Below are 26,095 nucleotides of genomic sequence, written 5' to 3'. Positions count from 1 at the left end.
CATCAAGATGGACGCGGATGTCGCGCACTGTCGGGTTGCCATATAGAGCCCGATGATCCTGTCATCCATCCTATCGATCCGAGTCTGTCCTTCCTGCCCAGCTTCGGATCGAAACTGCTGTCTCTGTCGCAGGATATCGAAATCGGCAGCGCACAACCTTGGCCCTTCAGCACTTTCGAGGAGGAGCTGTTGTCGCAGTTCGGCTGATCCGCAGGCGCGTCCTTGTCCTTCTCGTAGCCCAGATGCTCTGTTAATTCCGCAAAGAGCAGTCGTTCCATCAGCCCGGACCTGCAAAGCTGATCCTCAGGCCGCTCGCAACTCTTCAGAAGCTCGTCCAGTAGTTCTTTGGAAATGACCATCGTCGCTTCCTTTTGTAGAAGCATGGACCAGGGCCCTCATAAACAGAGGATTCGACACACTTACTTGACCGCATTTTGTTGACCTTGGAAAATACTTGTGCTGCCCAAGGGTGATGCGGTGCGGATCGCGCACCCTCGACAAATAGTCGCTGCCGCCGGGTGTCATGAAGCGCGCGGAATGTCGATCTGACCAGGCCAGTTACGGCGGCATAGGTCAAACCCGAGGATAGATGACCGCCCCATCTTTTCGGAGACACGCTCCTTCCGAAGGGCGCGCCGGTTCAATGCGACCAGGTGCCATCAGATGGCGAACCTCATGGCCATGGAGCAGCAGGTAATCGGTGATAATCCTGCGATGGCAGCGCCACCAGACGGCCTCAGAACACATCATCGCAAGGGATTGGTTGCGGCCAAGATCCACCAATTCTCGCAATGCGCCTTGGAATTCGGCGCCAAGGGCATAGTCGGCGTAGTTGTGGAAGCTCCGGACACGCCAGAAGGCGTTCAGGTCGTCATCGATGTCGGGTTGCCTGGGGCGTCGTCCACCGAGCGCCAGCATGTGGCGATAGCCTATTTGATGTTCGGCCAGCCTTTGGGGGAACCTGTCGTCGTTGTAGTCGGGGTTGCTGCGGGACTTTGGGAAAGATCGCACATCGACCAGCAACCGGATCCCCGCTTCCCGCAGCATGTCGAGGACCAGCTGCGGCGGCCGACTGGAATGCCCGATGGTTGCGAAGCCGCCGCTCACTTGTCGAGCTTGGTCAGCGCGTCTTCCTTGTGCGCCGCGATGTGGTCGGTTTTGTCGCTCTCGATCTCGTATTGCGGATCCTCTTTCGAGGCGCGGCGCCGATGCCCCTTGTAGTCGAAATCCGTCTCGTGGACCTTCACGATGCGACCGCTGACACGTCCGGCTTCGGAGTTCCAGCTTACGCGATCGCCTTTCGAATACTTCGCCATCGGCTCACCTCCTTTCCTCGTTCAACACCCATATCCTTCACGCCGTTCCAAGCCGGGTCCCGTCTCCAGGATTGACAGCCTGCGCGCAGTGGCTAGCATCTCGTGATGGTCACGCACGAAAACCTCTTCCGGTTTCTGCTTCTGAATCGCTCGGGTCCCCGGGCGGTCCGCGCTCAAGCGCGTCTCTGACCACCCGGGGCTTTCTCACCTCCTTGAATTGAGAACGCGGGCTTCGCCGCCCCGGGAGACACCCATGCCCATCACCAATTTCGTGCAACTGCCCTCCGGCAGTGACCTTCGGTCGTTGTTCGAACGGTCCGCTGCCGAGACCGGCTTTCTTCTCACGGTCGAGGCCCGGGCCGGGATCGAACGTCTGCTGCGCATACGCGCGGGCCGGCATGCTCCGAATCCCCCGCTTCTGAACGGGCTTTTACGCCACAAGCTGCGGATCTCTCGCGGCGCGCCCGAGCCCGCTTCGCCCGAACTCGTCGTGGCCGGGTGCCACGTCACATACATGATAAGCGGTGAAGGATCGCGTTCCGGCGTGCTCACCATGAGCTCTGCCCCGATCCCGGGGCACATTCTCGTGGCGTCCCTGCTCGGGGGGACCCTGATCGGGATGCGAAAGCTGCAAAAGGCCCCGCTTCAGCGGGAGGACGGGCAGATAGACACTCTCGTCGTGCTCGATGTGAGCCCGCCGCCGGATCACGATGCGGCCTGATCATCTTCGTCTTTGGCGGTTCGGGCATTGCTCGTTCACGAAGCGCCCGCGCCATGGTTCGTCGAAAGGGAGAACCCGATGAACGCACAACGCTCCATTTCACGCGGCGGCGGCAGGCAGCCCAGGATCGTCATCGGCGCCGACTGCCTGGACAGGCTCGAAGCCGTGGCGGAACGCGCGATCGTGCGCGACCCGGACCTTGCCGACCGATTGCTCGGCGAGATCGGTCGGGCCCGTATCGTCCCGGCGGCGAAGTTTCCATCGAACGTGGTGGCGATCGGACGCGCGGTCACCTATCGCGATGAAGCGACAGACCAGGAAAAGACCGTAACGCTGGTCTTTCCCGAGGAGGCCGACATCGCATGCGGCCGGATTTCGGTCCTGACCCCGATCGGGGTCGCCTTGATCGGCTTGGCTGAGGGCGCCTCACTTCACTGGGATACCAGAGGCGGCAAGCGCAGGGTGCTCACCGTGCTCCGCGTCGTTCGTGAGGATGTCGCCGAAGAGCTGAAGGCTTGATCACCAATGCACCGACGTCGGCGGCGAGGGTGCCGACCGTTCCGGCTCTCATCGCCAAATGTTCTGCGATGCATGTTCATGAGAGCGAGTGGTAGCTCGGTTTCCTTGCCGGCTTGAGCGATGACCCTCGTCGATGGGCGGCCCGGTCGTTCAGCTGGGGCGCCATGAGATCAATTATGATCGGCGTTCTACGCCGACGCGGATTTGAAGACGGCTTCGAGACCTTGTTTGGCATGCATGTTCTCTCGCCCATCCCGCGGGAAGAACGATCTCCTTTTCCCGGTGCGCGGGCGTTTCAACATCGCCCGCTTCTAGGGCATAGGGCCTCGTGGTTGCCCGGTTTTCGGGCGGTGCAGGAGGTTCGGATGCGGGCATGGCATCATTTCTACCCGGCGCTTCCGGCGTTTCATGGGGTCGAGGCCCTGCGCGCGGGCGTCGGCGCGCTCCTGGGGATCGGGCTCTGCGCCCTCGGGGTGGCGGCGGCGGCCCCGCTCGGCGTCTCTTCGCTCTATCTCGTCGCCCCCCTGGGGGCGACGGCCGTGCTGGTCTTCTGCGTTCCGAACTCGCCGCTCGCCCAGCCGTGGTCGGCCGTGGTCGGCAATGGGGCGGCGGCGCTCGTCGCGCTGGCGACGGTTTGGGTCGTCCCCGAGCCCTGGTCGGCCGCCGTGGCCGTCGGGTCGGCGATCAGCGTGATGATGATGCTGCGGGCGTTGCACCCGCCCGGCGGCGCCGTCGCGCTGCTGACCGCGCTCGAGCCGGGGCCGGCGCTGGAGGCGGGGCCCATCTTCGCGCTCGTGCCGGTGGGGCTGACCACCGCCGCGCTGGTGCTCGTCGCCGTGCTCTACAACCGCGCCACCGGGCGGGTCTATCCCTTCCGCCAGCCGGAAACGGCGGAGGACCCCGCGCCGCGGCTCGGCCTGTCGGAGGCGCAGCTTGGCGCGCTGCTCGACCGGTTCAACCAATCGACCAACCTCGGCGTGGTGGATCTCGGCCGGATGCTGGCGGCGGCGCAGGAGGAGGCGACCCGGCACCGGTTCGACGGCACGACCTGCGCCGACATCATGACCACCGGGTTGATCACCGTGCGGCCCGACACGCCGTTGCCGGAGGCGGCGCGGCTGTTTCGCCGCCACGCCATCAAGAGCCTTCCCGTCGTCGAGGCCGACATGTCGCTGCGCGGTATCGTGCTGCAGGCCGACCTGCTCTATGCCGTGGTGGCCCAGGAACGCCCGCTGGCCTTCAAGCGCCGCTCGCCGCGCCGCAGCGTATCGGAGGTGATGCGGCCCGCCGCGCGGGCGGTGCCGCATGACATGCCGGTCGGCGCGCTGCTGTACCGGCTGGCGGCGCAGGGCAGCGAGGTCATCCCGGTGGTGCGACAGGAGCGGCTGGTCGGCATCCTGACCCGCTCCGACATCATTCGGCTGCTGCTGCGCGGGGCAGGGGACCGCGAGGCCGCCTGAGGCGCAAGGCGATCGTCCGGCATGGGCCGCTATCGCCTTTGCCCGTGTCTGCGATAGGCTGTTCCGGCCGCATGCGCTGCAACGGGAGATCCGGGATGGAAGACGACACCGGCGGGGGGGCCTCGCCCTGCTTTGCCCATCTGCTCGTCGACGGGCATCCGGTCGATGCCGAGACGGCGCGGGACGTGGCGCGGTTCAGGCGCGCCGAGCGGGCGCGGCTTCTCGCGGCTCGCACCATGCCTTCGCAGGAACGCGAAAGGTCGACGGCGGCCCTGATCGAGGGCCTCGACAGGATCGTCGCGCGGAAGCCGGGCGTTACCATCGCTGTCTACTGGCCGATCCGCGGGGAGCCGGATCTGCGGCCATGGATGGCCGGGGCCCATGCGACCGGCGCGGGCGTCTTGCTTCCCGTCGTGGTCGACAAGGCCATGCCGCTCGAATTCCGCGCCTGGTCGCCCGGCTGCCCGATGACCCGTGGCATCTGGAACATTCCCGTGCCGGTGAATGGCGAGGCGCGCGTGCCGGATATCGTCATCGCGCCCCTCGTCGGTATCGACCGGGACCTTTACCGGCTCGGCAATGGCGGCGGCTATTATGACCGGACATTGGCGCGGCTTCAGCCGCGGCCACGGATCATCGGGGTGGGCTTCGCGGGATGCGATTTGCCGAGCATCTATCCGATGCCATGGGACGTGCCGATGGATGAGGCGCTTCTATCACACGGAACGCATTCCAAGCGTTGAGGTCTTCGGACAGCAAGCGCGTTGCGAAAGCCGTGGCCCGGCTTGGGCAGATCCAGCCGATCCTGTCCCGCGTCCGGCAGCATCGAGGCGGCCTTAGCCCCGTCCGCGAGACGACCGAAATCCGCGAAGGCATGCCCAGCGGCCTCCGATCTGGTCGCGATGGGCGGGTTCGGGGCGGCCTGACCGGTGCGGAGCGTATGGCCGGTCGACGCGAAGGGGCCGTGGTCTCGTCCGGCCGCTTCAGCCGCCGGACGAAAGCCGTTTCAGGCAAGCCAGCGCTTGAACTCGGCTTGATCCAGGACCGCTTTCATGCGCGCCTCGGCATCCGCGATCTTCGGGGTGAGCGGCGCTCGCGTCGGGCCGCAATCGACACCGATCGCCCGGAACGCCGCCTTCATGCCGGGCAGGACGCCGACGTCCAGAAGCGCTTCGACGAAGCGCTGTGACAGGTCCTGAAGCTCCTGCGCGCGTGCCAGATCGCCCGCGCGCATCGCGGCGTCGAGCGCCACGTAGAGCCTGCCGAGGATGCTGTATGTCGTGCCGATGCCGCCATCGGCCCCGAGCGCGGCGCCGGTGATGTAGACCTCGTCGAAGCCGAAGAAGAACAGGCTTTCGGGGCAACGGCGCCGCAGCATCGAGAACTTGAACAGGTCGGTCGAGGTGAATTTGATGCCGCCGACGCCCGGCATCTCCAGAAGCTGCACCAGGGTGTCGAGGCCGAAGGGGCGGCCGGTGCGGATCGGCACCTCGTAGACGATGAGCGGCAGCGCGGTCGCGGCCGAGAGCTCGCGGTAATAGGCGAGCACCTCGTCGTCGGAGAAGGGGTAAGCATGCGGCGGTAGGGCCGACAGCGCGTGGTATCCCAAGGCTTCGGCCCGGCGCGCCAGCGCGACGGAATCGCGCAGCGACGGCACGCCGACATGGGCGATCAGCCGGGCGTCGTGGCCCCTGGCGCTTTCGGCCACCACGGCCTGCTGCGCAAGCAGCTCATCGGTGCCCATGAGCCCCGATTCACCGCTGCTGCCGCCGACATAGAGACCGGCCAGCCCCTGCCGCAGCACATAGACGTCGATGTTGCGCTGGCGGTCGGGCGAAAACTCCCCGGCCTCGTCCATGCCGGTCATTAGCGCCGCGTACATTCCCGAAAATTGCTTGGCCACCTTGGCGTTCCCCCTCTGGTGATGGACACCGCCCGAGGATCGGACCCGAGATGGTGCCTGTAATCCAGTATTGCCTATATGGGATATTTTGGTTTGACAATATTGTATCCTGAAAATACCAAGACTGCGAGGAGACGAGGATCGGTGCTGAGGGAGGGGCTGACATGACGGCGCAACGCGCATCCGGTGTCATCGCCGAGACGCTGATCGCGGAGATCCGCGGCGGCCAGATCGCCCCCGACTCTCCCCTTCCGACCGAACGCGAGCTGGGCGAGCGCTTCGGTGCCTCCCGGCCGACCGTGCGCGAGGCCTTCGCGCAGATGCAGCTTCGCGGCTACCTCAAGACCCAGACCGGTCACCGCCCGCGCGCGGCGACGCCGTCGCTCGAAGGGGTCCTGACGGCGGCGGGCGACCACCTGCGCGACGTGCTGGGCGACGACGAGAGCCGCGCGCATCTCGAACAGATGCGCCAGTTCATCGAAAGCGGCGCCGCGCGGCAGGCGGCGATGCATGCCGACAACATCCGCATCACCCGCATCCGCTCGGCGCTCGACCGCAATTTCGAGGCGATCGGCACGCCCGACTTCGCTAGCTCCGACATCGCCTTTCACCGGGCCTTGGTCACGGTGATCGACAACCCGGTGATCCTCGCGCTGCACGACATGTTCGTGAGCGGCATGCTCGCGCGCCGCGCCCCGACCGACGATCCGGCCCGCTACGACCGCATCGCCTACGAGGAACACCGCGCGATCTACGAGGCGGTGCTCGCGGGCGACGTGGTGACCGCCACCGACGTGATGGACCGCCATCTCGCCAGATCCTACCGCGCCCGGCTCAAGGCCCCGCGCAGCACCGGGATGGACCTGCCGCCGGAGGGCGACTGACGCCGTCCGGCGGCCAACGACATACCAAGGAGGAGAACGACCATGATCCATACCAAGATGCTCGCCGCGACCGCGATGCTGGCCCTGATCGCCGGGGGCGCGCAGGCGCGCGAACTGACCTTCGGCATGCAGGACAACGAGGTGTCCAACGTCTTCAAGGGCGCGCAGGCCTTCGGCGAAAAGCTCGAGGAGCTGTCGGGCGGCGAGCTGACCGTGAACCTGTTCCCCTCCGGCACGCTTGGCGACTTCAAGGCCATGGTGGCGCAGCTGCAGGCGGGCGAGCTGGACATGGTCATCACCGGCTACCCGGACATGAGCTATGTCATCCCCGAGCTGAAGCTCGTCGGCGCGCCCTATGTCGTCGATGATTTCGCGCATCTCGAAGAGATCGTGGACGGCCCCTGGGGCCAGGAGATGGACGCGAAGTTCGCCGAGCAGGGCGTCGAGATGCTCGACCTGTGGTATTATGGCACCCGCCAGACCACGGCGAACAAGCCGATCGAGAGCATCGACGACATGAAGGGCCTGCGCATGCGCACCCCCAACGTGCCGTTCCTCATCGCCTATGCCGAGAATGTCGGCGCCACCCCGGCGCCCGTGGCCTTCCAAGAGGTTTATCTCGCGCTGCAGACCAACCAGGTCGACGCGCAGGAGAACCCGCTGCCGACCATCGACGCGATGAAGTTCTACGAGGTTCAGGACCACGTCGCGATGACCAACCACTTCGTCGCCAGCGCCGCGATCCTGATGTCGAACGGCACCTGGGAGAGCCTGAGCGAAGAAGAGCAGGGCTGGGTCCGCGAGGCGATCGAGGCGGGCGGCGAGGTTTCGGACGAGATGACCGTAAAGGCCGAGGAGGACTTGATCGCTACCTTCGAGGAGCGCGGCCTGACCATCACCCGCCCCGATCTCGCGCCGTTCCGCGAGGCGATGCAGCCCTATTACGACGAACTCGAAGCCGAGTTCGGCGCGGGCGCGATCGCCGAGGTCCGCGGCGAATGAGCCGCTGACGGGCGGCGGGCGGAGGCCTCCCCCTCCGCCCGCCCCTCGTGATCCGGCGGCGAGGTGCGCCTCGCCGCCATACTTCTCCCAACCGAAGGAACGGAGATCTCATGCGCAGATACAGCTTCGAAGGCATCGTGGCCTCGGCGCTCTTCATCGTCCTCTTCGCCGTGCTGATGATCCAGATCTTCGGCCGCACCCCACTGTTCCGAGGCCCGGTCTGGACCGAGGAAGCGGCGCGCTGGATCTGGGTGTGGATGGCCTTCATCGCCATCGCCGCGGTCGAGCGGAACGACGCGCAGCTGCGCATGGGCTTTCTCGCGGACGCGCTGCCCGCCCGCGCGCGGCACTGGCTCGCCATCGCCGTGGACCTGCTCTGGGGCGGCATCCTGTGCCATCTCGTCCTCATCTCGTGGAAGACGGTCCAGCGCACCTGGAACAACGAAGCGGTGACGTTGCCCGCCTCGGATGCCGTGCTCTATACTGCGGGCCTCGTCGCGGTGGTTCTCGTTCTGCACCGGGTGGTGCGACGCATCCTCGCGCGCCTCAGACGAGGGCCCGACATGCAGGCCCCGGGCGGCCCCGGCCTGGAGGACGTGGCATGATCCTCGCCTCCGTCGGCCTCGTCTGGCTCTTTATGGTGCTGATCGGCGTGCCGATCGGCATGGCGATGATCATCGTCTCCATGGGCTATTTCTATCACACCGGCATGGGACTGAGCTTCGCCATGCAGCGCATGGTCGACGGGCTTAACAGCTTCCCGATCCTCGCCGTGCCGCTGTTCATTCTCGCCGCCGCGATCCTGAACTCTGCTGGCATCACCCATCACCTGTTCGGCTTCGCCCGCGCCCTCGTCGGACACATCACCGGCGGGCTGGGTCATGTCAACGTGCTGGCCTCGCTGTTCTTCTCGGGCATGTCCGGCTCGGCGCTCGCCGATGCGGGGGGCTTGGGCAAGATGGAGATCGAGGCGATGCGCGAGGCGGGCTATGACGAGGAATTCGCGGGCGCGGTGACGGCCTCGTCCTCGATGATCGGCCCGCTGGTGCCGCCCTCGATCACCATGGTGCTCTACGGCGTCATCTCCAATACCTCGATCGGGGCGCTGTTCCTCGGCGGCGTGGTGCCGGGCGTGCTCTGCGCCGTGGCGTTGATGGTGATGGTCTATGCCACCGCCAAGAAGCGCGACTATCCGCGCGATCCCCGGCCCGAGGCGCGCGCTGTCGGCCTTCTCTTCGTCAAGAGCCTGCCGGCGCTGCTCACGCCCGCGGTGATTGTCGGCGGCATCTTTTCTGGGCTGTTCTCGCCCACCGAGGCGGCGGCGGTGACGGTGCTCTACGCCATCGCGATCGACCTTCTGTTCTACCGCGAGCTGACGCTGCGCCGGCTATGGGACGCGATCTACGACTCGACGCTGACCTCGGCCTCGATCGCCACCATCGTGGCGGGGGTGGGGCTCCTGGGCTTCGTGCTGGCGCGCGAGCAGGCGCCGCAGCAGATCGCTTCGATGTTCCTCAACCTCGCCGATGGGCCGATCTCCTTCTTGATCGCGGTCAACCTGATGATCTTCCTGCTCGGCTGCTTCATCGAGAGCCTCGTGATCCTGCTGATCGTGGTGCCGATCCTCGTGCCGATCGCGATGGGCTTCGGAATCGATCCGGTGCATTTCGGAATCATCGTGATCCTCAACCTCATGATCTCGATCCTGACACCGCCGATGGGCATGGCGCTGTTCGTGGTTGCGCAGGTGGGCGACATCCCGTTTCACCGGTTGGCGCGCGCGATCCTGCCCTGGCTGATTCCGCCGGTGGTGGTGCTGCTGCTGGTCTGTGTCTTTCCCATCCTCGCGACCGGGCTGCCCGGCTTGATGCGCTAGGCCGGGTTCCCGCGCAGGCCCGCGCATCGCCCTTTGTTCAAAGCAAGATCGGAGCCTCATACATGATCGATCAACTACGTGGCCGTCTCGTCGTGTCCTGCCAGCCGGTGACCGGCGGGGCGATGGACCACCCCGAGATCGTCGCCGCGATGGCGAAGGCGGCCCTCGACGGCGGCGCGGCAGGGTTGCGGATCGAGGGGATCGCCAACCTGCGCGCGGTGCGCGCCCTGACCGATGCGCCGATCATCGGCCTCGTGAAGCGCGACCTCGTCGACAGCCCGGTGCGGATCACCCCCTTCGCGCAGGATGTCGCGGATCTGGCGGATGCCGGGGCCGACATCATCGCCGTCGACGCGACCCGTCGTGACCGGCCCGAAGCCGTCGCCACGCTGATCGAGGTGGTGCGCGCCACCGGGCGTCTCGCCATGGCCGATTGCGCCACGCCCGAGGACGGGCGCGCCGCCGCCGCTGCCGGGGCGGCGCTGCTCGGCTCCACCATGTCGGGCTATACCGATGGCGAGGCGCCGCCCGAGGGGCCGGATCTTGAGCTGGTGACGGCGCTCGCGTCCACCGGCCTGCCCGCCATCGCCGAGGGGCGCTATCACCGCCCCGAACAGGCAGCGCAGGCGATCGCCGCCGGGGCGCATGCCGTCGTCGTGGGCTCCGCGATCACGCGGATCGAGCATGTCACCGGCTGGTTCGCCGAGGCGGTGAGCGGGGCGGGAACGCGCCCATGAGCGGGCCGGTCCTCGCCATAGATCAGGGCGGCACCAAGCTGCTTTGCGCTCTCGTCGAGGAGGGCCATGTGCTCGACCAGGCAACCCTGCCGACCGACCGCGAGGCAGGCCCCGAGGCCTGGCTCGATGCCGCGACAGAGCTCGCGGCACGCTGGGAGGGGCGCTACGACCGCGTCGGCATCGCGGTGACGGGCCGTATCTCGGATGGCCTGTGGTCCGCGCTCAATCCCGGCACATTGGCGATTCCGGCCGAGACCCCCTACGCCGCCATGGCCGAAGCGCGGCTGCGCCGCCCGGTGACGCTGGCCAATGATGCGCAGGCGGCGGCCTGGGGAGAGCATCTGCATGGCGCGGGCGCGGGGCAGGACATGATCTACCTGACGATCTCCACCGGCATCGGGGGCGGCATCGTGACGGGGGGGCGCCTTCTGTCCGGGCGCGGCGGTCTGGCGGGGCATGCGGGCCAGATGAAAGGGCTGACCCCGGAGAAGGGGCCGCTGGAGGACCGGATGTCGGGCCGCTGGATCGCCCGGGCCGCGCGCGAGACCGGCCATGACACCGATGCGCGCGGCGTCTTCTCGGCGGCGCGGGCCGGTGAGGGCTGGGCCGAAGAGATCGTGTCGACGGCCGCTGCCCGCGCGGCCGCGCTCTGCACGGATCTGCAGATGCTGATCGACCCGCCCCGCATCGTGATCGGCGGCGGGGTCGGCCTGGCCCCCGGCTTTCTCGATCGGATCCGCGCGGCACTCGCAGCGCTGCCAGCCGCGCTGCGCCCCGAGCTGCGAGCCGCCAAGCTCAGCGGCGGCGCCGGCATCATCGGGATCGCGGAGCTGGCGCGGGCCTGAGACGCTCGCATGACCGCGCTCCTGTACCCCTGTCTTAGCCTACCGGCGCTCGACGACCGCCGGCACCGTGAAGGTCCGATACCATGAAGATCCTGATCCTGCCCGATCCCGCCGCCGCCGTGGCACGCTGCGTGGAGATCATCGCGCAGACCCTGAACGAAAAGCCGCAGGCCGTCCTCGGGCTTGCCACCGGCGGCACGATGGAGCCGGTCTATGCAAGGCTCGTGGAGCGAGCCCGGGCCGGTGAGATCGCGCTCGACCGCATGACCAGCTTCAACCTCGACGAATATGTCGGCCTGCCGCCGGAGCATTCGCAGTCCTACCACAGCTACATGCGAGATCGGCTGTTCGGCCCGCTCGGGCTCGATCCGTCTCGCACCCACCTGCCGCGTGGCGACGCGCCGGACCCCGCCGCCGAGGCGCGCGCTTTGATGCCGCGATCGCGCAGGCGGGCGGCATCGACCTGCAGCTTCTCGGCATCGGCGGCAATGGCCATATCGGCTTCAACGAACCCAGCTCCTCGCTGGCCTCGCCGACGCGGGTCAAGACGCTGACCCTTGCCACCCGCGAGGCCAATGCACGCTTCTTCGGGCCGGAAGAGACGGTGCCGCGCTTCGCGATCACCATGGGCATCGCCACGATCCTGCGCAGCCGCCATGCCGTGCTGCTGGCCACAGGTACGAAGAAGGCGACGGCGGTGGCGGCGATGGCCGAGGGCCCGCTCAGCGCCCGTTGTCCGGCTTCGGCGCTGCAGCTGCATCCCCGCGCGACCATCGTGCTCGACGCCGATGCTGCCGCCGATTTGGAACTGCGGCAGTATTACGAGACGGTCCACCCGCAGGGGCAGGAGGTGGCGCTTGGCTGACGAGACCGACCTGATCGTCCTGCCAGAGGCGTTGTTCGACGGCGAGGCGGAGCAGCCGCGCGCGGAGCGGGCTGTCGTGATCCGGCACGGCCACATCCACGACGTCACCGCCGCCGCCCATGCGCCGCCGGGCCGCGTGCTGCGCGCGCCCGTGGCGGCGCCGGGCTTCATCGACCTGCAGATCAACGGCGGCGGCGGGGTCATGTTCAACGACGCGCCCACGCGCGAGACGCTGCGCCGCATGGCGCGCGCGGCGCGCCGGGGCGGGACGGCGCATATCCTGCCGACCTTCATCACCGCGCCGGGCACGGGCTATCTCGCCGCGATGCGCACGGTGCGCGAGGCGCTGACACAAGCGGAGCCGGGCACTCTCGGCCTGCACCTCGAAGGGCCGTTCCTGTCGCCCGCGCGGCCGGGGATCCATCCGCCGGACGCGGTGCGCAAGCTGGCGCCCGGCGATCTCGACGCGCTGTGCGAGGGCGTGGGTGGGCCGCTGCTGCTGACGCTGGCGCCGGAAGAGGCGCCGCCGGGCGCGATCGCGCGGCTGACAAAGGCTGGTCTGACAGTCTTCGCGGGCCATAGCGAGGCCGACCACGCCGCGATGAGCCGCGCGGCCGAGGAGGGCCTCGGCGGGGCCACGCATCTGTTCAATGCCATGTCGCAGATCATGGGCCGCGCGCCCGGCGTGGTCGGCGCTGTCTTCGGCAACGCGCGGCTCTTCGCCGGGATCATCGCCGACGACATCCATGTGCATCCGGCGAACCTGCGGCTCGCGTTGCAGGTCATGACGGAGCGGCGGCTGTGTCTCGTCACCGATGCGATGGCGACGCTGGATGCGCCCGAGGCGAGCTTCACGGTCAACGGCAAGACCATCCGCCAGCAGGACGGGCGGCTTGCCGATGCGGAAGGCCGACTGGCCGGCGCGCATCTGGCGATGGACGAGGCCGTGCGCAATATGTGCCATCTGGGCGGGGCGCGCCGGGCGCAGGCGCTGCGGATGGCGTCGACGACCCCGGCCGAAGCACTCGGGCTGGGCGCGGAGCTGGGACGCATCGCCCCGGGTTACCGCGCCTCCGTGACCCTGCTGGGCGACGATCTGCATGCGCTTGGCACCATCGTGGATGGGCAGCTGCCCGATGGGGGCAGGGCGTCGGGCTGAGCGGTCAGGCGAGTCATGGTCCCCTGCGCAACCCCCGGGGCTGCCAGGCGCTCAACCGGATCGGCCAAGATGCTCGGCCAGGAAATCCAGCAGTAGCCTGACCTTGGATGATAGATGCCTGTTCGGCGGATACACCGCCCAGACGCCTTCTTCCGGCGGCTGGAACTCTTCCAGAACCGGCACGAGCTTCTGTTCGGCCAAGGCGGTGCGCAGGTAGTAGTCCGGCAGTTGCACCAACCCCACCCCTTTGATGGCCGCGTCGAGCAGGCTCCAGCCGCTGTTGCACCGCAGGCTGCCGTGAACCCGCAGCTGTCGCGGCGCCCGTTCTGTCGAAATCGCCAGTGGTCCAGCGTGCCTTGCAAGCAATTGTGCCGCGACAGGTCGCCGGGTTGCTGCGGCGTTCCCCTGGAGGCGAGATAGGCAGGGCTGGCGCAGACATGCAACGTCCGGGCCGCCAGGCGCGTGGCGATAAGGCTCGAATCCTGGAGCGTTCCGAGCCGGATTGCCAGATCGTAGCCCTCCGCCACCAGATCGATCTTCTGATTGGTCAGCGTCAGCGTCACCTCGAGCGCGGGATGCCGCGTGAGAAACTCGTTCACCAACGGACCGATGACGCTTTCGCCGAATGTGACGGGGGCGGTGAGGGACAATCGTCCGGCCGGCGCGGCGTTGGCCTGGGTCACCGCGCGCTCGGCCTCAGCCAGCCCGTCGAGTACCCGGCGGATATGGGCGTAGTAGGTTTCTCCCTGCTCGGTCATGGAAACGCTGCGCGTCGTCCGCTGCAGGAGCTTCACGCCCAGCCGGGCCTCCAGCGCGCTGACCCGTCGGCTGACCTGCGCGGTCGAGATGCCGAGCCGGGCGGCCGCTCGGGTGAAGCTCAGCGTTTCGGCCACGGCCGCGAACTCGCCGACCCCTTCCCACTCCTGCATTGCCTCCCCTCCGATCTTTGCACATGTGCAATAGTGTTTTCCAGAACCGGAGATTAACGCGCTTGGTGAAGTAATGTAAGTGAGCTCCATGCCGCGCATCGTCGCGGCTTTCCGATCCAAGACAGGAGCGCCAGACCATGGCAGAGACCATCACTTGCAAGGCCGCGGTCGCCTGGGCCGCAGGGGAGCCGCTTTCGATCGAGGAGATCGAGGTGGCGCCGCCCAAGGCGGGCGAGGTGCGGCTGCGCATCGTCGCCACCGGGGTCTGCCACACCGACGCCTTCACCCTCTCGGGCGATGACCCCGAGGGGATCTTTCCCGCGGTGCTGGGCCACGAGGGCGGCGGCATCGTCGAGTCCATTGGCGAGGGCGTCACCAGCGTCGCCGTAGGCGATCACGTGATTCCGCTCTACACGCCCGAATGCGGCGAGTGCAAATTCTGCCGCTCGGGCAAGACCAACCTGTGTCAGAAGATCCGCGAGACTCAGGGCAAGGGGCTGATGCCCGATGGCACGACGCGGTTTTCCAAGGACGGCCAGCCGATCCACCATTACATGGGCTGCTCGACCTTCTCGGAATACACGGTCCTGCCCGAGATCTCGCTCGCCAAGGTCAACCCCGAGGCGCCGCTCGAAGAGGTCTGCCTTCTGGGCTGCGGTGTCACCACCGGCATGGGTGCCGTGATGAACACCGCCAAGGTCGAAGAGGGGGCGACGGTCGCGATCTTCGGGCTCGGCGGCATCGGCCTGTCGGCGATCATCGGCGCGACCATGGCCAAGGCGGGCCGGATCATCGCCATCGACATCAACGAGAGCAAGTTCGAGCTGGCGCGCCAGCTTGGCGCCACCGACTGCGTGAACCCCAAGGATCACGACAAACCGATCCAGGAGGTCATCGTCGAGATGACGGATGGCGGCGTCGACTACTCCTTCGAGTGCATCGGCAACGTCAACGTCATGCGCTCGGCGCTGGAATGCTGCCACAAGGGCTGGGGCGAGAGCGTGGTGATCGGTGTGGCGGGCGCGGGTCAGGAGATCTCGACCCGTCCGTTCCAGCTCGTCACCGGCCGCGTCTGGCGCGGCTCGGCCTTCGGCGGCGTCAAGGGCCGCTCGGAGCTGCCCGACTATGTCGAGCGCTATCTCGCGGGCGAGTTCAAGCTGAGCGATTTCATCACCCACACCATGCCGCTCGAGAAGATCAACGAGGCGTTCGAGTTGATGCATGAAGGCAAGAGCATCCGCAGCGTGATCCATTACGCCGCATGAAGCCGGGCCCGCGCGACCGGGTGTCGCGCGGGCCTTCATCGGCGGGATGGCGGCTCGGGCCCCACTGTTTGGAACCTGCCCCCGGGGCGTTGCGGCACACCGGGTGTCATCGTCCTTCTCACACGGCAAACACCTCCCCCTTTTCCCGCGAAGACCCGGGGATATGGGCATCGGTTCGTGGCGTGCCGTCGCGCCCTACCAGCCGCCGAACCGGTGCCAGACCTTCAGGGCGCCGTCCGCTGCGGGCAGAAGATGGTAGCGATCATGCTGCGCGGCGGTCGCGCAAGCGTGGTTTGGGAGAATGCGCAGGCGGGTGCCGATGGGCAGGTCCGGCAGCGCCGCATCCGCGCCCGGACGCAACGAGACGATCCCGTGCTCCTGATTGGCGCTACCGACGATCAGGTCGTCCAGAACCCGCCCCTCCACGTCGCAGACGAGGCCATAGCCCTGATCCACGTCCTGCGCCGCTGTGCCGCGATCGCGCGACATCGCCATCCAACCGGCATCGATCATGACCCAGCCCTTGTCGCGCTGATGCCCGATGACGGTGGTCAGGACCGACAGCGCGATGTCCTCCGTCTTACAGACCTCGATGCCCGCCATCACGAGATCGAAGAACATGTAGACCCCGGCGCGCAGATCGGTGACGCCCGTCAGGTCGCGCGCGGCATGGGCGGTGGGTGTCGATCCGACGCTGACGACGGGGCAGGGCAGCCCGTCCCGGCGCAGGGCCTCGGCCGCCGCAACCACGGCGCAACGCTCGCGCTCGGCGAACGCCGCATGGGCGGCCTCGCCGCGCACCCCGTAGCTTTCGCCCGCATGGGTCATCACGCCGCGCAGGCATTCCGTGCCGTGCAGGATGCGCCCGATCTCGATCAGCGCCGGATCCTCGGCGCGGCGTCCGCCGCGATGGCCGTCGCTGTCGATCTCGATCAGCGCCGGCACCCGCGCCTCGACCACGGCCTTCGCCTGCTCGGGGCTGTCGAGGATGACGGTGAGATCGCAGCCCCCCTCGCGCAAGGCCTGCACGCGGGCAAGCTTCTGCGGGGCGATCCCGACGGCATAGAGGATGTCGTCATGACCCGCGGCGTGGAACACCTCTGCCTCGGCCAGGGTGGAGACGGTGATCGGGCCGGGCATGCCGCCGCCGAGGCGGCGCGCGATCTCGGTGCATTTGGCCGTCTTCAGATGCGGCCTCAGGGACACGCCCAACGCGCGGGCCCGAGCCGCGAGCCGTTCAATGTTGCGGGTCATCTTCGCCTCGTCGAGCAGCAAGGCGGGCGTCGCAAGATCTTCGATGCGGGTCGGGTCGGGTGTCACGAAACGATCTTTCCTGTCAGCTGGTTTGCAAATCGGGCCGGTCGACGGGTCCGGGACACCGGAGCATGATCTCCCTTGGCGAGGGGGGCCAGCCGGAATCGCCGGGAAAGCCGAGCAACGGATTTGCCGCGATGCCTGTCCGGTCGCCGGGAGCGGGCGACGGGTTCAGCTGCGGTGATGGCTGCGCAGGCTACTTGTCCGGAGAATGCATCGCGTTGCGGCAGGCGCGCCGGATCGTCGCGGCGCTGCCATGCAGCACGATCTAGGCGGCTTTGGTCCCGAAAATGGCCCGTCCGGCATCTGCTTCGTAATGGTCGCGATGCCGCAGCGCCGCGTCGGGCAGGGCGGCGATCGCGCTGAGCACCGTGTCGAGCTCGTCCTCTGACATCATCGGCGACAGGTTGCAGCGCACGAAGCCGGGCTTGGCCAGCTCTTCGCCCGAGAGGATGCGGGCGCGCAGCGCCTCGGACGCGGCCGCGTCGATGCCGAGCAGGCGGTGCACGTAGGGCCCTGCACAGGCGCAGCCGCCGCGCGCCTGCACGCCGAACAGGTCCGACAGCATCCGGGTGGCGAGTTGCTGGTGCAGCGGCGTCCCGTCGGCGGCGGTCACCCGGAACGACAGGACCGGCAGGCGGGGACGGTCGGAATCGCCGAGCAGGTCGATGCCGGGGGTGTCCCCGATCGCGGCGAGGCCGCGCCGGGCCAGCGCGGCCTCGGTCTCGAGCAGCCCCATGCGCGTCATCGCGCCTTTGACCGCGAAGGCCAGCGCGGCGCGAATGTCGCCCAGCAGGTTCGGCGTGCCGGCCTCTTCGCGCGCGGCGAGGTCGGGGACGTAATCATGCGTCTCGGGACCGACGAAGCGCACCGTGCCGCCGCCGGGCTGGGTCGGACGGTCTGTCGCGCAGGCGGCGCGGCGAACCACCAGCACGCCCGAGGCGCCCGGCCCGCCCGCGAACTTGTGCGACGAAAGCACCAGGCGTCGGCCTCGGTCCCGCCGCTGCGCATGGCGAGTGGCAGGTAGGGCGCGGCACAGGCCATGTCCCAGATCATCAGCCCGCCGCCGCGCTTGACCGCCGCCGTGACGCGGTCCGTATCGGCGATGGCACCGGTGACGTTCGAGGCACCCGAGAGGGCCACGATGCAGAGCGCGCCCGTTCGGCGCGCCCGCGCAAGGGCCATTTCGAGCGCATTGAGGCAGGGGCCGTGCGGCCCTTCCGACAGCTCGGTGACTTCGGCGCCGCTCTCGCGCCAAGGCAGAATGTTGGAATGATGTTCCCACGGGCCAATCAGGACATGGACCGGGCGGCCGACGGCCAGCGACCGGGCCACACCAAAAAGCTGCACCAACCGGTTGATCCCCGCGGTCGCGCCGTTGCCGCAGAAGATCACCGTGTGATCGGGGCCCGCGCCGCAGCCTTGCGCCACCCGAACCCGCGCCGCGCGGCGCAGCCGGGTCATCAGTGCGCCGCAATGCGAGGCTCGGTATGGCTGTTGGCATAGAAGGGCAGGACTTCTTCCTGCAGCCATGTCTCAACCTGTCGCAGCGCTCTGCCCGAAGCGGTATCGTCGGCATAGACCAGCGGCTTCGGCCCGAACGGGCCCGGAACGACGGCACCGCGTCCGAACTGGCCGGCTCGCAGGGCCTTAGGCCCAGCCTCGGTCAAAGCGGTCTCGAAACGGTCGAAAGGGTCGGTCACGGCGGTGTTCTCCTAAGCGAGTTGCGACCTATCATCTTCACCGCACATAGATCATTCGACGGCAAACTGAACTGGAATGCTGCAGTCGATTGGGTCAGAATACGGCGATATGGCTATTCAGACCGATCAGTTAGATAACCAGCTTCTCGAGCTGCTGCAGCGCGAAGGCGGGCTGTCGCAGCGCGAGCTGGCCACCCGGGTCGGTCTGTCGCAGAACGCCTGTTGGCGCCGGCTCAAGCGGCTGGAGGAAGCGGGCGTGCTCAAGGGGCGGCGGGCCAACATCGATCCGGCAGCGCTCGGGCTGGGGCTGACAGTCTTCGTGATGATCCGCACCCGTCACCATGCCTCGGACTGGGCGCGAACCTTCCGCACGCATGTCGAGGCGCTCCCCGAAGTCGTGGATTTTCATCGGATCGGCGGGCATTGGGACTACATGATCAAGGCGGTCTGCGCTGACATGGCAGGCTATGATCGCTTCTATCAAGCGCTGATCCAAGGTTTCGACATCGAGGCGGTAACGGGCCATTTCGCGATGGAGGCGATCCTGGAGAACCGGCCATTGGCGATCCGCTCGGTCTTGCGCTGAGCAAAAGCACCGCAGCGCCGGCATCGGGCAAAATCGATGCGATGTGGATACCTGTCTCTTCGATCAAGCATGCGGTCTGGACTCAATCAGCTTCTCTGCGGCACACGCCGAGACCGGAGACCCGGAGGGCGATCGTCAGCTGGCTCGCTGTTACAAACGACAGGCACGAAAGTCAGGCTAGTGGTATCAAAACAGGAGCCTCATGCGCGGCGCCATGCGCGAAGGCCGCAGCCTGCGGCAGGGTCGGCAGATCAGCGTGGGCGTGCCGTTTTGCACGATAGTCGATCCGCATCGGCGACAAGCGACCTCGACGATGGTCCGGCGGACCGTCATGGCATGATGACAATGCGGGCAGTGGGCGATGGTCCTGCGCGGCAACGGGGCGGTGCAAGCGGGACAGGAACTGATGCGGTGATGGAGCATGGTATCCTCGCGGCAGAATGATAGCGGCGGCGTGCCGAGTTCCGATCTTCCCGAAGGGTCTCAAGATTGCCGAGGCGCTTCGGCCATATCTTCTCAGGCAAGGCATGACCTGTGGGGCCTTTGAAGCGGCGGGTCGCATCAGGTTTCGACGAGCTCGGTGATACGTGGCTCCGCGACCCGCAGCACGGTGAGCCTGCGGATCGCATGGGCGCGAGTTTCCCAATGAAAACTCGCGCCCTCGGACAGGCCGATCAGGGCCACGCCGATCGGCGTCATGACCGACACGCGACCGGAGGCAATGTCCGCGTTCTCAGGGAAGACGAGGGTCACGGTCCGGTCCCGATCCGCCGTCTCGTCGTGGTATGTCACGCTCCGGCCGATCGCCGCGACGGTGCGGGGCAGCTTGTGCGCGGGCACGATCCGCGCCCGACCCAACTCCTCGAGCAGGTGGTTTGCCAGATCGGGGTCCTGGGACAGCTTGTTTGCAGCCATTGCTTCGAGCCGCGCGAGATCCTGGTCGCTGATCGTCAGCCTTGGCCGACGGCGGAGCAGGTGGGGGGAGGTCAGCATTGCAAGCATGGTTCTACCTGAATAGTCGCGGCAAGCGCGTGGGCGTATTCATGATGAGGCGGTTCGGGGCGGAGCGCCGAGGCGGATCGCTCATCGGTCAGGCCGCGTCCTCAACCGGGGGTGCCGCTATATCGAGTATGGTCACCGAGGCGACGCTTCCGTCGCTGCGCAGCAGCGGCCCCGTCTGCAGTGCCCGCATGCCGATCAGCGTGGCTCCGAGCAGGGAGGCCACGAGGACATGGTTCGGAAACGGCATGCGCGACGTGCTAAGCGTTCCGGAGCGAATGCCGTCGCCCTCGATCTCATAGGTGACGACGCGACCGGCCACGACGAGGTCGGGTGCCGCAGGCTCTCTGGCCGCGCGCGAGATCCGCAGCTTGTGACGCAACAAGGCCGTCAGGAGCAGCGGATCGGGCGCGTTGAGCGTCGCACCATTGCAAAGCAGGCGCTCGATGGCGATGCGATCTGCGAGGGTCAGCGCAAATCCCGTGCCGAGAGCCGTTTGTTCCAGCATCGCCGGAATGGCTTGGCTGGTCGATGGACGAACCGGTTTCATGAGGGTCATGATCATACTCCCCGGGGCACGTAGCCCACGTTCTCAGTTTGCAAAAACGAGATGCCCCGGGTCGGTCCTTGACGCGCCTATGCGCAGACCGCCCGGGGCACCGGGCGGTTCAGTAGAAGGAACCGGAAATGAGTTTCGTGCGAGATCATGACATCAACCTCTTCAATTCGACGAATGGCCCATCGGCACGGCATCGCTGGAAACGACTAGATTCCAGAGATGCCCGAACGAATGGTTCCAAGCATTGCCATTCGTCCATACTGCGAGCATTTTTCCTGTGGTACGACGTCACTGCGCGTTTCGCGCCCAAGCCGCCATGAAAGCGTGAACGGCTCCAGCTGTTGCGATGACGGGTGCCATTGCCAGAACCACCGCCGTTTCATCCGGATTGTGGGCTACAACATTATCACGCGGAGTGCTGGCTTTCGGCATGGATGACTGGCGCCGATCGTCCGAAAGTCGTCGCTTCGGTGAAAACATATCGGGAAACAGGTCTTCGAAATCAACATTGCTGAGCATTGCGAACATCCTTCCTTGAATCCGTTGAATACGAAGCAGCTTTCGAAAATCAGATCACCACGCGGCTTCCGAGAAAGCAGATCGGCACGGGCAGCCATTATCGGCGCTCCGCGCGACCGGAGTCATTCGCAGCTCGCGGTCGTCAAGACCGTTCACCACGTTCCTGATGTCGCCGCGATACAAGCCAATGTCGCGCAGCAACCGGTCGTCCATCGCCTCGAGCGCGGCGATCATCTTGCGGCGCCTCCACTCTCGTGTTGCAGCCTTGATCCAACTGCGAATGCCGCCCGACGATGGTTTCGGCGATTCGTGGCGAGGCAGCCGAGCGAGTGCGTTCTTCTCGATATAGGGATACATATCATTCTCCGGTAAAAGGACCAGCAAAACAGATATTCCGGCGGCGCACGCGCCGTCTGGAAAAGATTTCCGTCGCCAGAACGTCTTTCCCGGACAACGCAATTGCGCTGTTGGTCTGTTTGGTTGATTGCGGATCAGAAGAACCCCGGTGCGGAAACCGGCCCAACCGGACCGGACCGCCCGGGGCTACCGGCGGTTCAGCAGATTGCCTGCAAAAAGCAGGAACCTCGTATGAAGGCTGAACATCATCATGACCTGAAGATACATGTTGGGCGGGGTGAGCTCAAGAGAGTGGAAGGACCATGCGACAAAGAGGCGCAAAGCCGCCTATCGCAAAACTCCGTTGCGTTCAGAAGAAATTCTCATAGGGAAAACGGCTGCAATTCGGCTCCGGCGTCAGGCTTATGCGATGCCGGTTTGGACATTTCTATAGCCGTCTCGATTTCAGGCGGGCATCGTTCTGGCCTGTCGGACCTTTCAAAAGTATTTGCCGTCGCCCCTTCGCTTTCCCCGCGACGCAGAACCCCGCATCGCGACGGGGGGCCCAAGTGGAACGCATGCCGAACCGGTTACCCCGTCACCGATCGACCGCGCTCTTCCTCACTGGTGTCAACCCGGCGTCCGGCTCGGACGGATCCGGTTCCGTGCGCGGGTCGAGCCCCATGGCAACGGGCGAGATGTCGGGAAGCGGCACGAATTTCTCGCGTCCATCGGCGGGCAGTTCGGGCCCCGCCTTGACGCTGACGAGAACGAACAGCGCATAGGCGATCGCGATGGCTGACTCGAACAGGAAGAACGAGAATGGTCCGTAGAGCGACATGAGCGCCGAGGCGAGCAACGGACCGATCGTCGCGCCGATCGAATAGACCATCAGCAAGCGCCCAGAGGCCGCGACGTAGTATCTCCGATCCAGTCGGTCGAAGGTTTGCGCGACACAGAGCGGATAGACGCTGCTGATCGCGCCGCCGAAGGTCAGCGCCATCAGCATCAAGGCAATCAGCGGCACTCCGTTCGAGATCGACTTGGAAAGCAGGCCCCATGACACCCCCACCGCGATCAGCATGCAGGACATGACGATCCGCCGGTCGAACCTGTCCGCCAGGATGCCGATGGGCACCTGAAAACTCAGCCCCCCGAGCACGACGGTGCTCATGAACAGCGCCGCTTCCGTCACGCTCAACCCGATCTGACGGGCAAAGACGATGCCCAAGGCATAGAATGAGCCGACGAGGATGCCCGCCACACCGGCGCCGACCACACCGACCCGCGAGGCTTCGAACAGCTCTTTCACGTTCAGGACGCGCAACTCACCGAGGTTCGGCTCACCCAGAGTCGTCAGGGCTATGGGAACGAGAGACAAGCCGATCAGCGCGGCGGACATCATCAGAAGATCGCTGCCTGCGACGGGGGCCGTGTTCACCAAGGTCTGGCCGAGGGCGATGGCGAGGTAGAAGGTCAGCATGTAATAGCCAAGAACGCGCCCGCGGGTTTCGTTGCTGCTGCGGTCGTTAAGCCAGCTTTCGATCGATGTCGTCATGCCGGCGATGCAGAACCCGTTGACGAGTCTGAGTATCACCCAAGCCGCTGGGTTGAAGAAGAACGCATAGGCTAGACAGATCGCCGCGGTGAGCGCGGCGAAGGTCGAGAACGCGCGGATGTGTCCGATACGAAGGATGACGTGCTTGCACTTCACGCCGCCAAGCGCGAGGCCGAGGTAATATGCCGCCATGATCGCGCCCGTCAGTGCGACCGGATAGGCTTCAGCCTCCATGCGAAGCGGCAGAATGACACCAAGCAGGCTATTTCCAGCCATGAAGGCGACCGTTCCGCCAAGCAGGGATTTTACGGGCGCCAGCAAGTCGCGCAGTTTGTGTGCCATGGCCTGATCCGCAATCTCGTCCCTTCGCGGGACAGTTCAGCTCGAACGTCAAGGCGGTCCGGTGATGATGAACAGCGACGGGACCGCGTCAATGAGAATACCCCGGCCGAAGCGGGGCAATCCTTCGCCTGTTGCCGCGACAGGGCGCGTTTACGCGGCTGTCGCACGGAGCATCCAGGCCGCCTTGTCGTGGAATGCCGCGCGCTCCGTTGCGATGTCGGCGGTGACCGGATCACCGGAAATTTCGGCGGTCTCCACGAGGGCGTACAAGCGCTGCGACAGTGTCTCGTGATCCGACAACAGCCCCCTGACCATCTCGTCCGCCGCCAGATCCGCATCCGGGTCCAAGCCATCGATCATCCGGACCGGATTCACCGAGGCGCGTTTGCCCAAGGCCCTGATGCGCTCGGCCAAAACGTCCGCGGCGGCGAACATGTCGGTGTAATGCTCCTCCGTCATCTGGTGTATCGGGTAGAATATCGGGCCGACCACGTTCCAGTGGCAAGCGTGGGTCTTCAACACGAGACGGTAGGTGTCCGTCAGAACATCGGTCAGCGCGTCGGCGACGGGTGTGACATCGGGATTGACGGCCTTGGCGTTTTCGGAGTGTTGGCTGTGCTTGAGGGTGATCGTCAATGGTGCCTCCATCGTGAGAGTAAAGGTTGTCTTGTTCTTCGGGACGTCATGTTGACATGGCAGTGAGATTGCGTCGCGGCATTCATTTCGAATGAAAGTTCGATTTGTCGCGGCGAATGATCATCTAGTGATTTGTTGTATTGGGTCCGGATGCATTCCATGGCGCCATCACGTCGTGTGATGGTCACTCCGTGAAACTTCTCCCTGACAGGCCGTTCACCTTCAGAAAAAAGATCTGTTTCGGCTGATGCCGCAGCAATCTTGCGCGGGGGCATTCGACCGATACGGCGCGCTTCCGGGCCCGACGAGCAATTGGTGAACAGAATAGGGTTGGGCCCCCCGCCGTCATCTTCCCATCGGGCGATACATGCGGCGTTGGAAGCGGAATTTTTTGGTACAGATCTTTCGATATTCATCTGGCAAATCATCATCGTTTCGATCCTCATTGCGCGGAGTTGGATGCAAATGGTGAATAGGGGCATGCCGCAATCGCGGCATGCCAAAACGCACGGCGTTGTCACGCTGAACGCTGCAAAAAGGCAATTTCGTTGTTACGCTCTGGCGTTCTGCACCAAGCTGCGCATGCGCAGTTCGTGATCACCAAAAGTGCCGACCAGTCGCGGTATATCCGCTCGGCGGATGCCGATATCGTCGAGCATCTTGTCGTCCAACGCCTGAAGGTCGGCCATCATGCTGCGCCGTTGCAGCTGCCTTCTGACCCACCGGAACAGAACCGAAAAGATGGAGCCATTCATTTGATTCCTGCTTTTCTGAACGGAGGAATCTATCATTTGCGCGTGATGTAGATTGACATGTTCTTGCTGCCTTGAGTCTACTGATGCCGAGACGTCAGGCGCCATTTCGCATGAAAGCATGATGCGCGTGATCGCGCGCCGGCAATGCGGGCATGGCGCCTTTGTCGTGTTGATTGGATCTGTGAGAGATCAAAAACCCCCGAGGCGTGAACAAGCACCATGGCTTGCCCGCTCGGGGTTACCGGCGGTTCAGTAGCTTTCCTGCGTTGAGCAGGAACCTCTTATGAGCGCTGAACATGGTCATGCCTCCGATATAGAGGTTCTTTGAAAATAAGCAAGCTCATGGCAGAGGGCTGCGCAAATACTTGCCAAAGACTCCTTGGATGATCGTCGGTCATGTCGTAATAGCCGCTCGCGCCCAGTAATCCAGCGCAATGCGTTTTCTCAATCCGCGAAAAAAAATGCGCCATGACGACATTTGCAGATCAGGGGCTCGAACCGGCGGCATATCTTCTGTATCGACCCGCCATGTGCTGCCTGTTTTCACGCGTCAGGAAAGGTCCCAGATGAAAAAAAACGATTTCAAATGCTATCCTGCTCACCCTGTTCTCTTCGGCGGCTCTGGCCGACGCATCGCTCTCGATCAGCCTGCAGCTGACCGACGCGCAGGTGACGACCACCTCCTATGCCTGCGGGGAGGATCCATCCATGCAGGTGCGTTATGTCACATCCGATTCCGAAAGCCTGGCGCTTGTTCCGATCGACAGCGAGCAGCGCGTCTTCGTCAACGTGGTGGCCGCATCGGGGCGCGTTATGTCGCCGGGCAGTACGAGTGGTGGGTCAAGGGTGGCGGCGGCATGCTCACCGACCTCATCGCGGAGGACACGCTCATGACCTGCGAGGCCGAAACCTGATGATCGCTCGGGAGGGGCAGCCGGGGGCCTGCGCCTGATCGCGCAGGGGCTCGTCAGGCCTTGGACACCGGCGGAACGCTAGGCATGTGTGGATACCCCCGCTTACGCAAGCAGGAATTATCCACATATGCCTTTTGGTCGATAAGGCTTAGTGGGCCGATCAGCAGATCGATTGTGCCACACGCCAACATCACCTGCAGATCCGCAACGAGGCTCACCTGCAGGTCGAGGGTTCAACTGGCGTTCGTTACGAGGAAGTTCGAGGTCGCCTTGATCAGAAATCGCCGTTAGGGACATCCAAGAATAGCGGCTCATCGAAGAACGCTGAGCTATGATTGAATTTGGGTGACGCGCTTTGATTAGGCGGCGCGGTTCTTGGCGTCGAGGACGCCG

General features: G+C 65.6%; 28 protein-coding genes and 3 pseudogenes. 15 read left to right on the top strand and 16 right to left on the bottom strand.

Annotation, left to right across the window (positions count from 1 at the left end; all coding sequences use genetic code 11):
* Positions 1–2: 2 nt before the first annotated feature.
* The 3 genes from MBELCI_RS20450 to MBELCI_RS13345 all read right to left on the bottom strand — a co-directional run bounded on the left by MBELCI_RS20450 (position 3) and on the right by MBELCI_RS13345 (position 1,316).
* Positions 3–359, bottom strand: coding sequence for a transposase (locus MBELCI_RS20450; RefSeq protein ID WP_158497390.1), 357 nt, complete (start codon positions 357–359; stop codon positions 3–5).
* A 214-nt stretch (positions 360–573) separates the two neighbouring features.
* Positions 574–1,107 carry a DUF488 domain-containing protein gene (locus MBELCI_RS13350; protein ID WP_110546516.1) on the bottom strand — a complete coding sequence of 178 codons (534 nt, stop codon included), beginning with the start codon at positions 1,105–1,107 and terminating at the stop codon, positions 574–576.
* Positions 1,104–1,316, bottom strand: coding sequence for a hypervirulence associated TUDOR domain-containing protein (locus MBELCI_RS13345; protein ID WP_021694771.1), 213 nt, complete (start codon positions 1,314–1,316; stop codon positions 1,104–1,106). Before MBELCI_RS13345 ends, MBELCI_RS13350 begins: the two co-directional genes overlap by 4 nt.
* Before the next feature lie 253 nt (positions 1,317–1,569).
* Between MBELCI_RS13345 and MBELCI_RS13340 the strand changes: the two genes are divergently transcribed.
* The 4 genes from MBELCI_RS13340 to MBELCI_RS13325 all read left to right on the top strand — a co-directional run bounded on the left by MBELCI_RS13340 (position 1,570) and on the right by MBELCI_RS13325 (position 4,759).
* Positions 1,570–2,037, top strand: coding sequence for a hypothetical protein (locus MBELCI_RS13340; RefSeq protein ID WP_021694770.1), 468 nt, complete (start codon positions 1,570–1,572; stop codon positions 2,035–2,037).
* Between the two features lie 78 nt (positions 2,038–2,115).
* Entirely contained in the window at positions 2,116–2,556 is a 441-nt protein-coding gene (rnk, locus tag MBELCI_RS13335; protein ID WP_021694769.1) for a nucleoside diphosphate kinase regulator, read from the top strand.
* A gap of 365 nt (positions 2,557–2,921) precedes the next feature.
* Positions 2,922–4,016: an HPP family protein gene (locus MBELCI_RS13330; protein ID WP_021694767.1), complete on the top strand. Its 1,095-nt coding sequence runs from the start codon at positions 2,922–2,924 to the stop codon at positions 4,014–4,016.
* 95 nt (positions 4,017–4,111) lie between these two features.
* On the top strand, positions 4,112–4,759 hold the full coding sequence (locus MBELCI_RS13325; RefSeq protein ID WP_021694766.1) for a 5-formyltetrahydrofolate cyclo-ligase: 648 nt from the start codon (positions 4,112–4,114) through the stop codon (positions 4,757–4,759).
* Between the two features lie 263 nt (positions 4,760–5,022).
* On the opposite strand, the gene MBELCI_RS13320 is transcribed toward MBELCI_RS13325, so the two are convergent.
* Positions 5,023–5,919, bottom strand: coding sequence for a dihydrodipicolinate synthase family protein (locus MBELCI_RS13320; RefSeq protein WP_021694765.1), 897 nt, complete (start codon positions 5,917–5,919; stop codon positions 5,023–5,025).
* Positions 5,920–6,083: 164 nt separating this feature from the next.
* On the opposite strand from MBELCI_RS13320, the gene MBELCI_RS13315 reads away from it, so the two are divergent.
* From MBELCI_RS13315 to nagA, 8 genes and pseudogenes are all read left to right on the top strand, one after another.
* Positions 6,084–6,803, top strand: coding sequence for a FadR/GntR family transcriptional regulator (locus tag MBELCI_RS13315; protein WP_021694764.1), 720 nt, complete (start codon positions 6,084–6,086; stop codon positions 6,801–6,803).
* 42 nt (positions 6,804–6,845) lie between these two features.
* The gene (locus tag MBELCI_RS13310) at positions 6,846–7,805 is read left to right on the top strand and encodes a sialic acid TRAP transporter substrate-binding protein SiaP (RefSeq protein ID WP_021694763.1); all 960 of its coding nucleotides are present in this window, start codon (positions 6,846–6,848) and stop codon (positions 7,803–7,805) included.
* A gap of 110 nt (positions 7,806–7,915) precedes the next feature.
* Positions 7,916–8,410, top strand: a complete 495-nt coding sequence (locus tag MBELCI_RS13305; protein WP_021694762.1) for a TRAP transporter small permease — start codon at positions 7,916–7,918, stop codon at positions 8,408–8,410.
* Entirely contained in the window at positions 8,407–9,681 is a 1,275-nt protein-coding gene (locus MBELCI_RS13300; RefSeq protein WP_021694761.1) for a TRAP transporter large permease, read from the top strand. The genes MBELCI_RS13305 and MBELCI_RS13300 overlap by 4 nt, the downstream gene beginning before the upstream one ends.
* A gap of 62 nt (positions 9,682–9,743) precedes the next feature.
* A complete protein-coding gene (locus MBELCI_RS13295; protein ID WP_021694760.1) occupies positions 9,744–10,418 on the top strand; it encodes an N-acetylmannosamine-6-phosphate 2-epimerase in 675 nt (224 codons plus the stop codon).
* The gene (locus tag MBELCI_RS13290; protein WP_021694759.1) at positions 10,415–11,263 is read left to right on the top strand and encodes an ROK family protein; all 849 of its coding nucleotides are present in this window, start codon (positions 10,415–10,417) and stop codon (positions 11,261–11,263) included. Before MBELCI_RS13295 ends, MBELCI_RS13290 begins: the two co-directional genes overlap by 4 nt.
* 83 nt (positions 11,264–11,346) lie before the next feature.
* Positions 11,347–12,128 (top strand): annotated as a pseudogene (gene nagB, locus MBELCI_RS13285) (glucosamine-6-phosphate deaminase).
* The gene (nagA, locus tag MBELCI_RS13280; protein WP_021694756.1) at positions 12,121–13,287 is read left to right on the top strand and encodes an N-acetylglucosamine-6-phosphate deacetylase; all 1,167 of its coding nucleotides are present in this window, start codon (positions 12,121–12,123) and stop codon (positions 13,285–13,287) included. The pseudogene nagB and the gene nagA overlap by 8 nt, the downstream one beginning before the upstream one ends.
* A 51-nt stretch (positions 13,288–13,338) precedes the next feature.
* On the opposite strand, the pseudogene MBELCI_RS13275 reads toward nagA, so the two are convergent.
* A pseudogene (locus MBELCI_RS13275) lies at positions 13,339–14,216 on the bottom strand (LysR family transcriptional regulator).
* Positions 14,217–14,365: 149 nt separating this feature from the next.
* On the opposite strand from MBELCI_RS13275, the gene MBELCI_RS13270 reads away from it, so the two are divergent.
* Positions 14,366–15,481, top strand: a complete 1,116-nt coding sequence (locus MBELCI_RS13270; RefSeq protein WP_200861280.1) for an S-(hydroxymethyl)glutathione dehydrogenase/class III alcohol dehydrogenase — start codon at positions 14,366–14,368, stop codon at positions 15,479–15,481.
* A 195-nt stretch (positions 15,482–15,676) separates the two neighbouring features.
* Here the strand turns inward: MBELCI_RS13270 and MBELCI_RS13265 are convergent, their stop codons facing one another.
* From MBELCI_RS13265 to MBELCI_RS21790, 4 genes and pseudogenes are all read right to left on the bottom strand, one after another.
* Entirely contained in the window at positions 15,677–16,801 is a 1,125-nt protein-coding gene (locus MBELCI_RS13265; RefSeq protein ID WP_021694753.1) for a DSD1 family PLP-dependent enzyme, read from the bottom strand.
* A gap of 262 nt (positions 16,802–17,063) precedes the next feature.
* Positions 17,064–17,774, bottom strand: coding sequence for an aminotransferase class V-fold PLP-dependent enzyme (locus tag MBELCI_RS22360; protein ID WP_268744188.1), 711 nt, complete (start codon positions 17,772–17,774; stop codon positions 17,064–17,066).
* 83 nt (positions 17,775–17,857) lie between these two features.
* Positions 17,858–18,259: pseudogene (locus tag MBELCI_RS22355) on the bottom strand (aminotransferase class V-fold PLP-dependent enzyme); the annotation flags it as partial.
* Positions 18,259–18,498 (bottom strand): hypothetical protein, encoded by a 240-nt coding sequence (locus tag MBELCI_RS21790; RefSeq protein ID WP_235047644.1) that lies wholly within the window; start codon positions 18,496–18,498, stop codon positions 18,259–18,261. The gene MBELCI_RS21790 and the pseudogene MBELCI_RS22355, both read right to left, overlap by 1 nt.
* A 109-nt stretch (positions 18,499–18,607) precedes the next feature.
* On the opposite strand from MBELCI_RS21790, the gene MBELCI_RS13250 reads away from it, so the two are divergent.
* Positions 18,608–19,084, top strand: a complete 477-nt coding sequence (locus MBELCI_RS13250) for an Lrp/AsnC family transcriptional regulator (protein ID WP_021694751.1) — start codon at positions 18,608–18,610, stop codon at positions 19,082–19,084.
* A 561-nt stretch (positions 19,085–19,645) separates the two neighbouring features.
* On the opposite strand, the gene rnk (MBELCI_RS13245) is transcribed toward MBELCI_RS13250, so the two are convergent.
* From rnk (MBELCI_RS13245) to MBELCI_RS22645, 7 genes are all read right to left on the bottom strand, one after another.
* Positions 19,646–20,086 (bottom strand): nucleoside diphosphate kinase regulator, encoded by a 441-nt coding sequence (gene rnk / locus MBELCI_RS13245; protein ID WP_021694749.1) that lies wholly within the window; start codon positions 20,084–20,086, stop codon positions 19,646–19,648.
* 88 nt (positions 20,087–20,174) lie between these two features.
* The gene (locus MBELCI_RS13240) at positions 20,175–20,642 is read right to left on the bottom strand and encodes a hypothetical protein (RefSeq protein ID WP_045320166.1); all 468 of its coding nucleotides are present in this window, start codon (positions 20,640–20,642) and stop codon (positions 20,175–20,177) included.
* A 288-nt stretch (positions 20,643–20,930) separates the two neighbouring features.
* Positions 20,931–21,161, bottom strand: coding sequence for a hypothetical protein (locus MBELCI_RS20780; RefSeq protein ID WP_131505557.1), 231 nt, complete (start codon positions 21,159–21,161; stop codon positions 20,931–20,933).
* 54 nt (positions 21,162–21,215) lie between these two features.
* Positions 21,216–21,518, bottom strand: a complete 303-nt coding sequence (locus MBELCI_RS13235) for a DUF1127 domain-containing protein (RefSeq protein WP_045320161.1) — start codon at positions 21,516–21,518, stop codon at positions 21,216–21,218.
* 577 nt (positions 21,519–22,095) lie between these two features.
* Positions 22,096–23,397, bottom strand: coding sequence for an MFS transporter (locus MBELCI_RS13230; protein ID WP_021694745.1), 1,302 nt, complete (start codon positions 23,395–23,397; stop codon positions 22,096–22,098).
* A 150-nt stretch (positions 23,398–23,547) separates the two neighbouring features.
* A complete protein-coding gene (locus MBELCI_RS13225) occupies positions 23,548–24,033 on the bottom strand; it encodes a Dps family protein (protein ID WP_021694744.1) in 486 nt (161 codons plus the stop codon).
* Between the two features lie 551 nt (positions 24,034–24,584).
* A complete protein-coding gene (locus tag MBELCI_RS22645) occupies positions 24,585–24,722 on the bottom strand; it encodes a YjiS-like domain-containing protein (RefSeq protein ID WP_369385458.1) in 138 nt (45 codons plus the stop codon).
* Positions 24,723–25,457: 735 nt separating this feature from the next.
* Here MBELCI_RS22645 and MBELCI_RS22640 point away from each other — a divergent pair.
* Positions 25,458–25,682 (top strand): MliC family protein, encoded by a 225-nt coding sequence (locus MBELCI_RS22640; protein ID WP_369385457.1) that lies wholly within the window; start codon positions 25,458–25,460, stop codon positions 25,680–25,682.
* Positions 25,683–26,095 lie beyond the last annotated feature (413 nt).

Origin of the sequence: Limimaricola cinnabarinus LL-001, from assembly GCF_000466965.1 — a bacterium.
Lineage (GTDB): Bacteria > Pseudomonadota > Alphaproteobacteria > Rhodobacterales > Rhodobacteraceae > Limimaricola > Limimaricola cinnabarinus.
The sequence above is the reverse complement of the archived record's forward strand: the minus strand, read 5'-3'. Positions and strand labels throughout refer to the sequence as shown.

Bases quoted from the DNA above. Each gene is read 5' to 3' on its own strand.
- MBELCI_RS13295 (WP_021694760.1), top strand. From the start codon at position 9,744: ATGATCGATCAACTACGTGGCCGTCTCGTCGTGTCCTGCCAGCCGGTG.
- MBELCI_RS13290 (WP_021694759.1), top strand. From the start codon at position 10,415: ATGAGCGGGCCGGTCCTCGCCATAGATCAGGGCGGCACCAAGCTGCTT.
- MBELCI_RS22645 (WP_369385458.1), bottom strand. From the start codon at position 24,722: ATGGCCGACCTTCAGGCGTTGGACGACAAGATGCTCGACGATATCGGC.
- MBELCI_RS13250 (WP_021694751.1), top strand. From the start codon at position 18,608: ATGGCTATTCAGACCGATCAGTTAGATAACCAGCTTCTCGAGCTGCTG.
- MBELCI_RS13345 (WP_021694771.1), bottom strand. From the start codon at position 1,316: ATGGCGAAGTATTCGAAAGGCGATCGCGTAAGCTGGAACTCCGAAGCC.
- MBELCI_RS13230 (WP_021694745.1), bottom strand. From the start codon at position 23,397: ATGGCACACAAACTGCGCGACTTGCTGGCGCCCGTAAAATCCCTGCTT.
- MBELCI_RS20780 (WP_131505557.1), bottom strand. From the start codon at position 21,161: ATGCTCAGCAATGTTGATTTCGAAGACCTGTTTCCCGATATGTTTTCA.
- MBELCI_RS13340 (WP_021694770.1), top strand. From the start codon at position 1,570: ATGCCCATCACCAATTTCGTGCAACTGCCCTCCGGCAGTGACCTTCGG.
- MBELCI_RS13240 (WP_045320166.1), bottom strand. From the start codon at position 20,642: ATGACCCTCATGAAACCGGTTCGTCCATCGACCAGCCAAGCCATTCCG.
- MBELCI_RS13300 (WP_021694761.1), top strand. From the start codon at position 8,407: ATGATCCTCGCCTCCGTCGGCCTCGTCTGGCTCTTTATGGTGCTGATC.
- MBELCI_RS13235 (WP_045320161.1), bottom strand. From the start codon at position 21,518: ATGTATCCCTATATCGAGAAGAACGCACTCGCTCGGCTGCCTCGCCAC.
- MBELCI_RS13310 (WP_021694763.1), top strand. From the start codon at position 6,846: ATGATCCATACCAAGATGCTCGCCGCGACCGCGATGCTGGCCCTGATC.
- MBELCI_RS13315 (WP_021694764.1), top strand. From the start codon at position 6,084: ATGACGGCGCAACGCGCATCCGGTGTCATCGCCGAGACGCTGATCGCG.
- MBELCI_RS13330 (WP_021694767.1), top strand. From the start codon at position 2,922: ATGCGGGCATGGCATCATTTCTACCCGGCGCTTCCGGCGTTTCATGGG.
- MBELCI_RS20450 (WP_158497390.1), bottom strand. From the start codon at position 359: ATGGTCATTTCCAAAGAACTACTGGACGAGCTTCTGAAGAGTTGCGAG.
- rnk (WP_021694769.1), top strand. From the start codon at position 2,116: ATGAACGCACAACGCTCCATTTCACGCGGCGGCGGCAGGCAGCCCAGG.
- rnk (WP_021694749.1), bottom strand. From the start codon at position 20,086: ATGCTTGCAATGCTGACCTCCCCCCACCTGCTCCGCCGTCGGCCAAGG.
- MBELCI_RS13325 (WP_021694766.1), top strand. From the start codon at position 4,112: ATGGAAGACGACACCGGCGGGGGGGCCTCGCCCTGCTTTGCCCATCTG.
- MBELCI_RS13305 (WP_021694762.1), top strand. From the start codon at position 7,916: ATGCGCAGATACAGCTTCGAAGGCATCGTGGCCTCGGCGCTCTTCATC.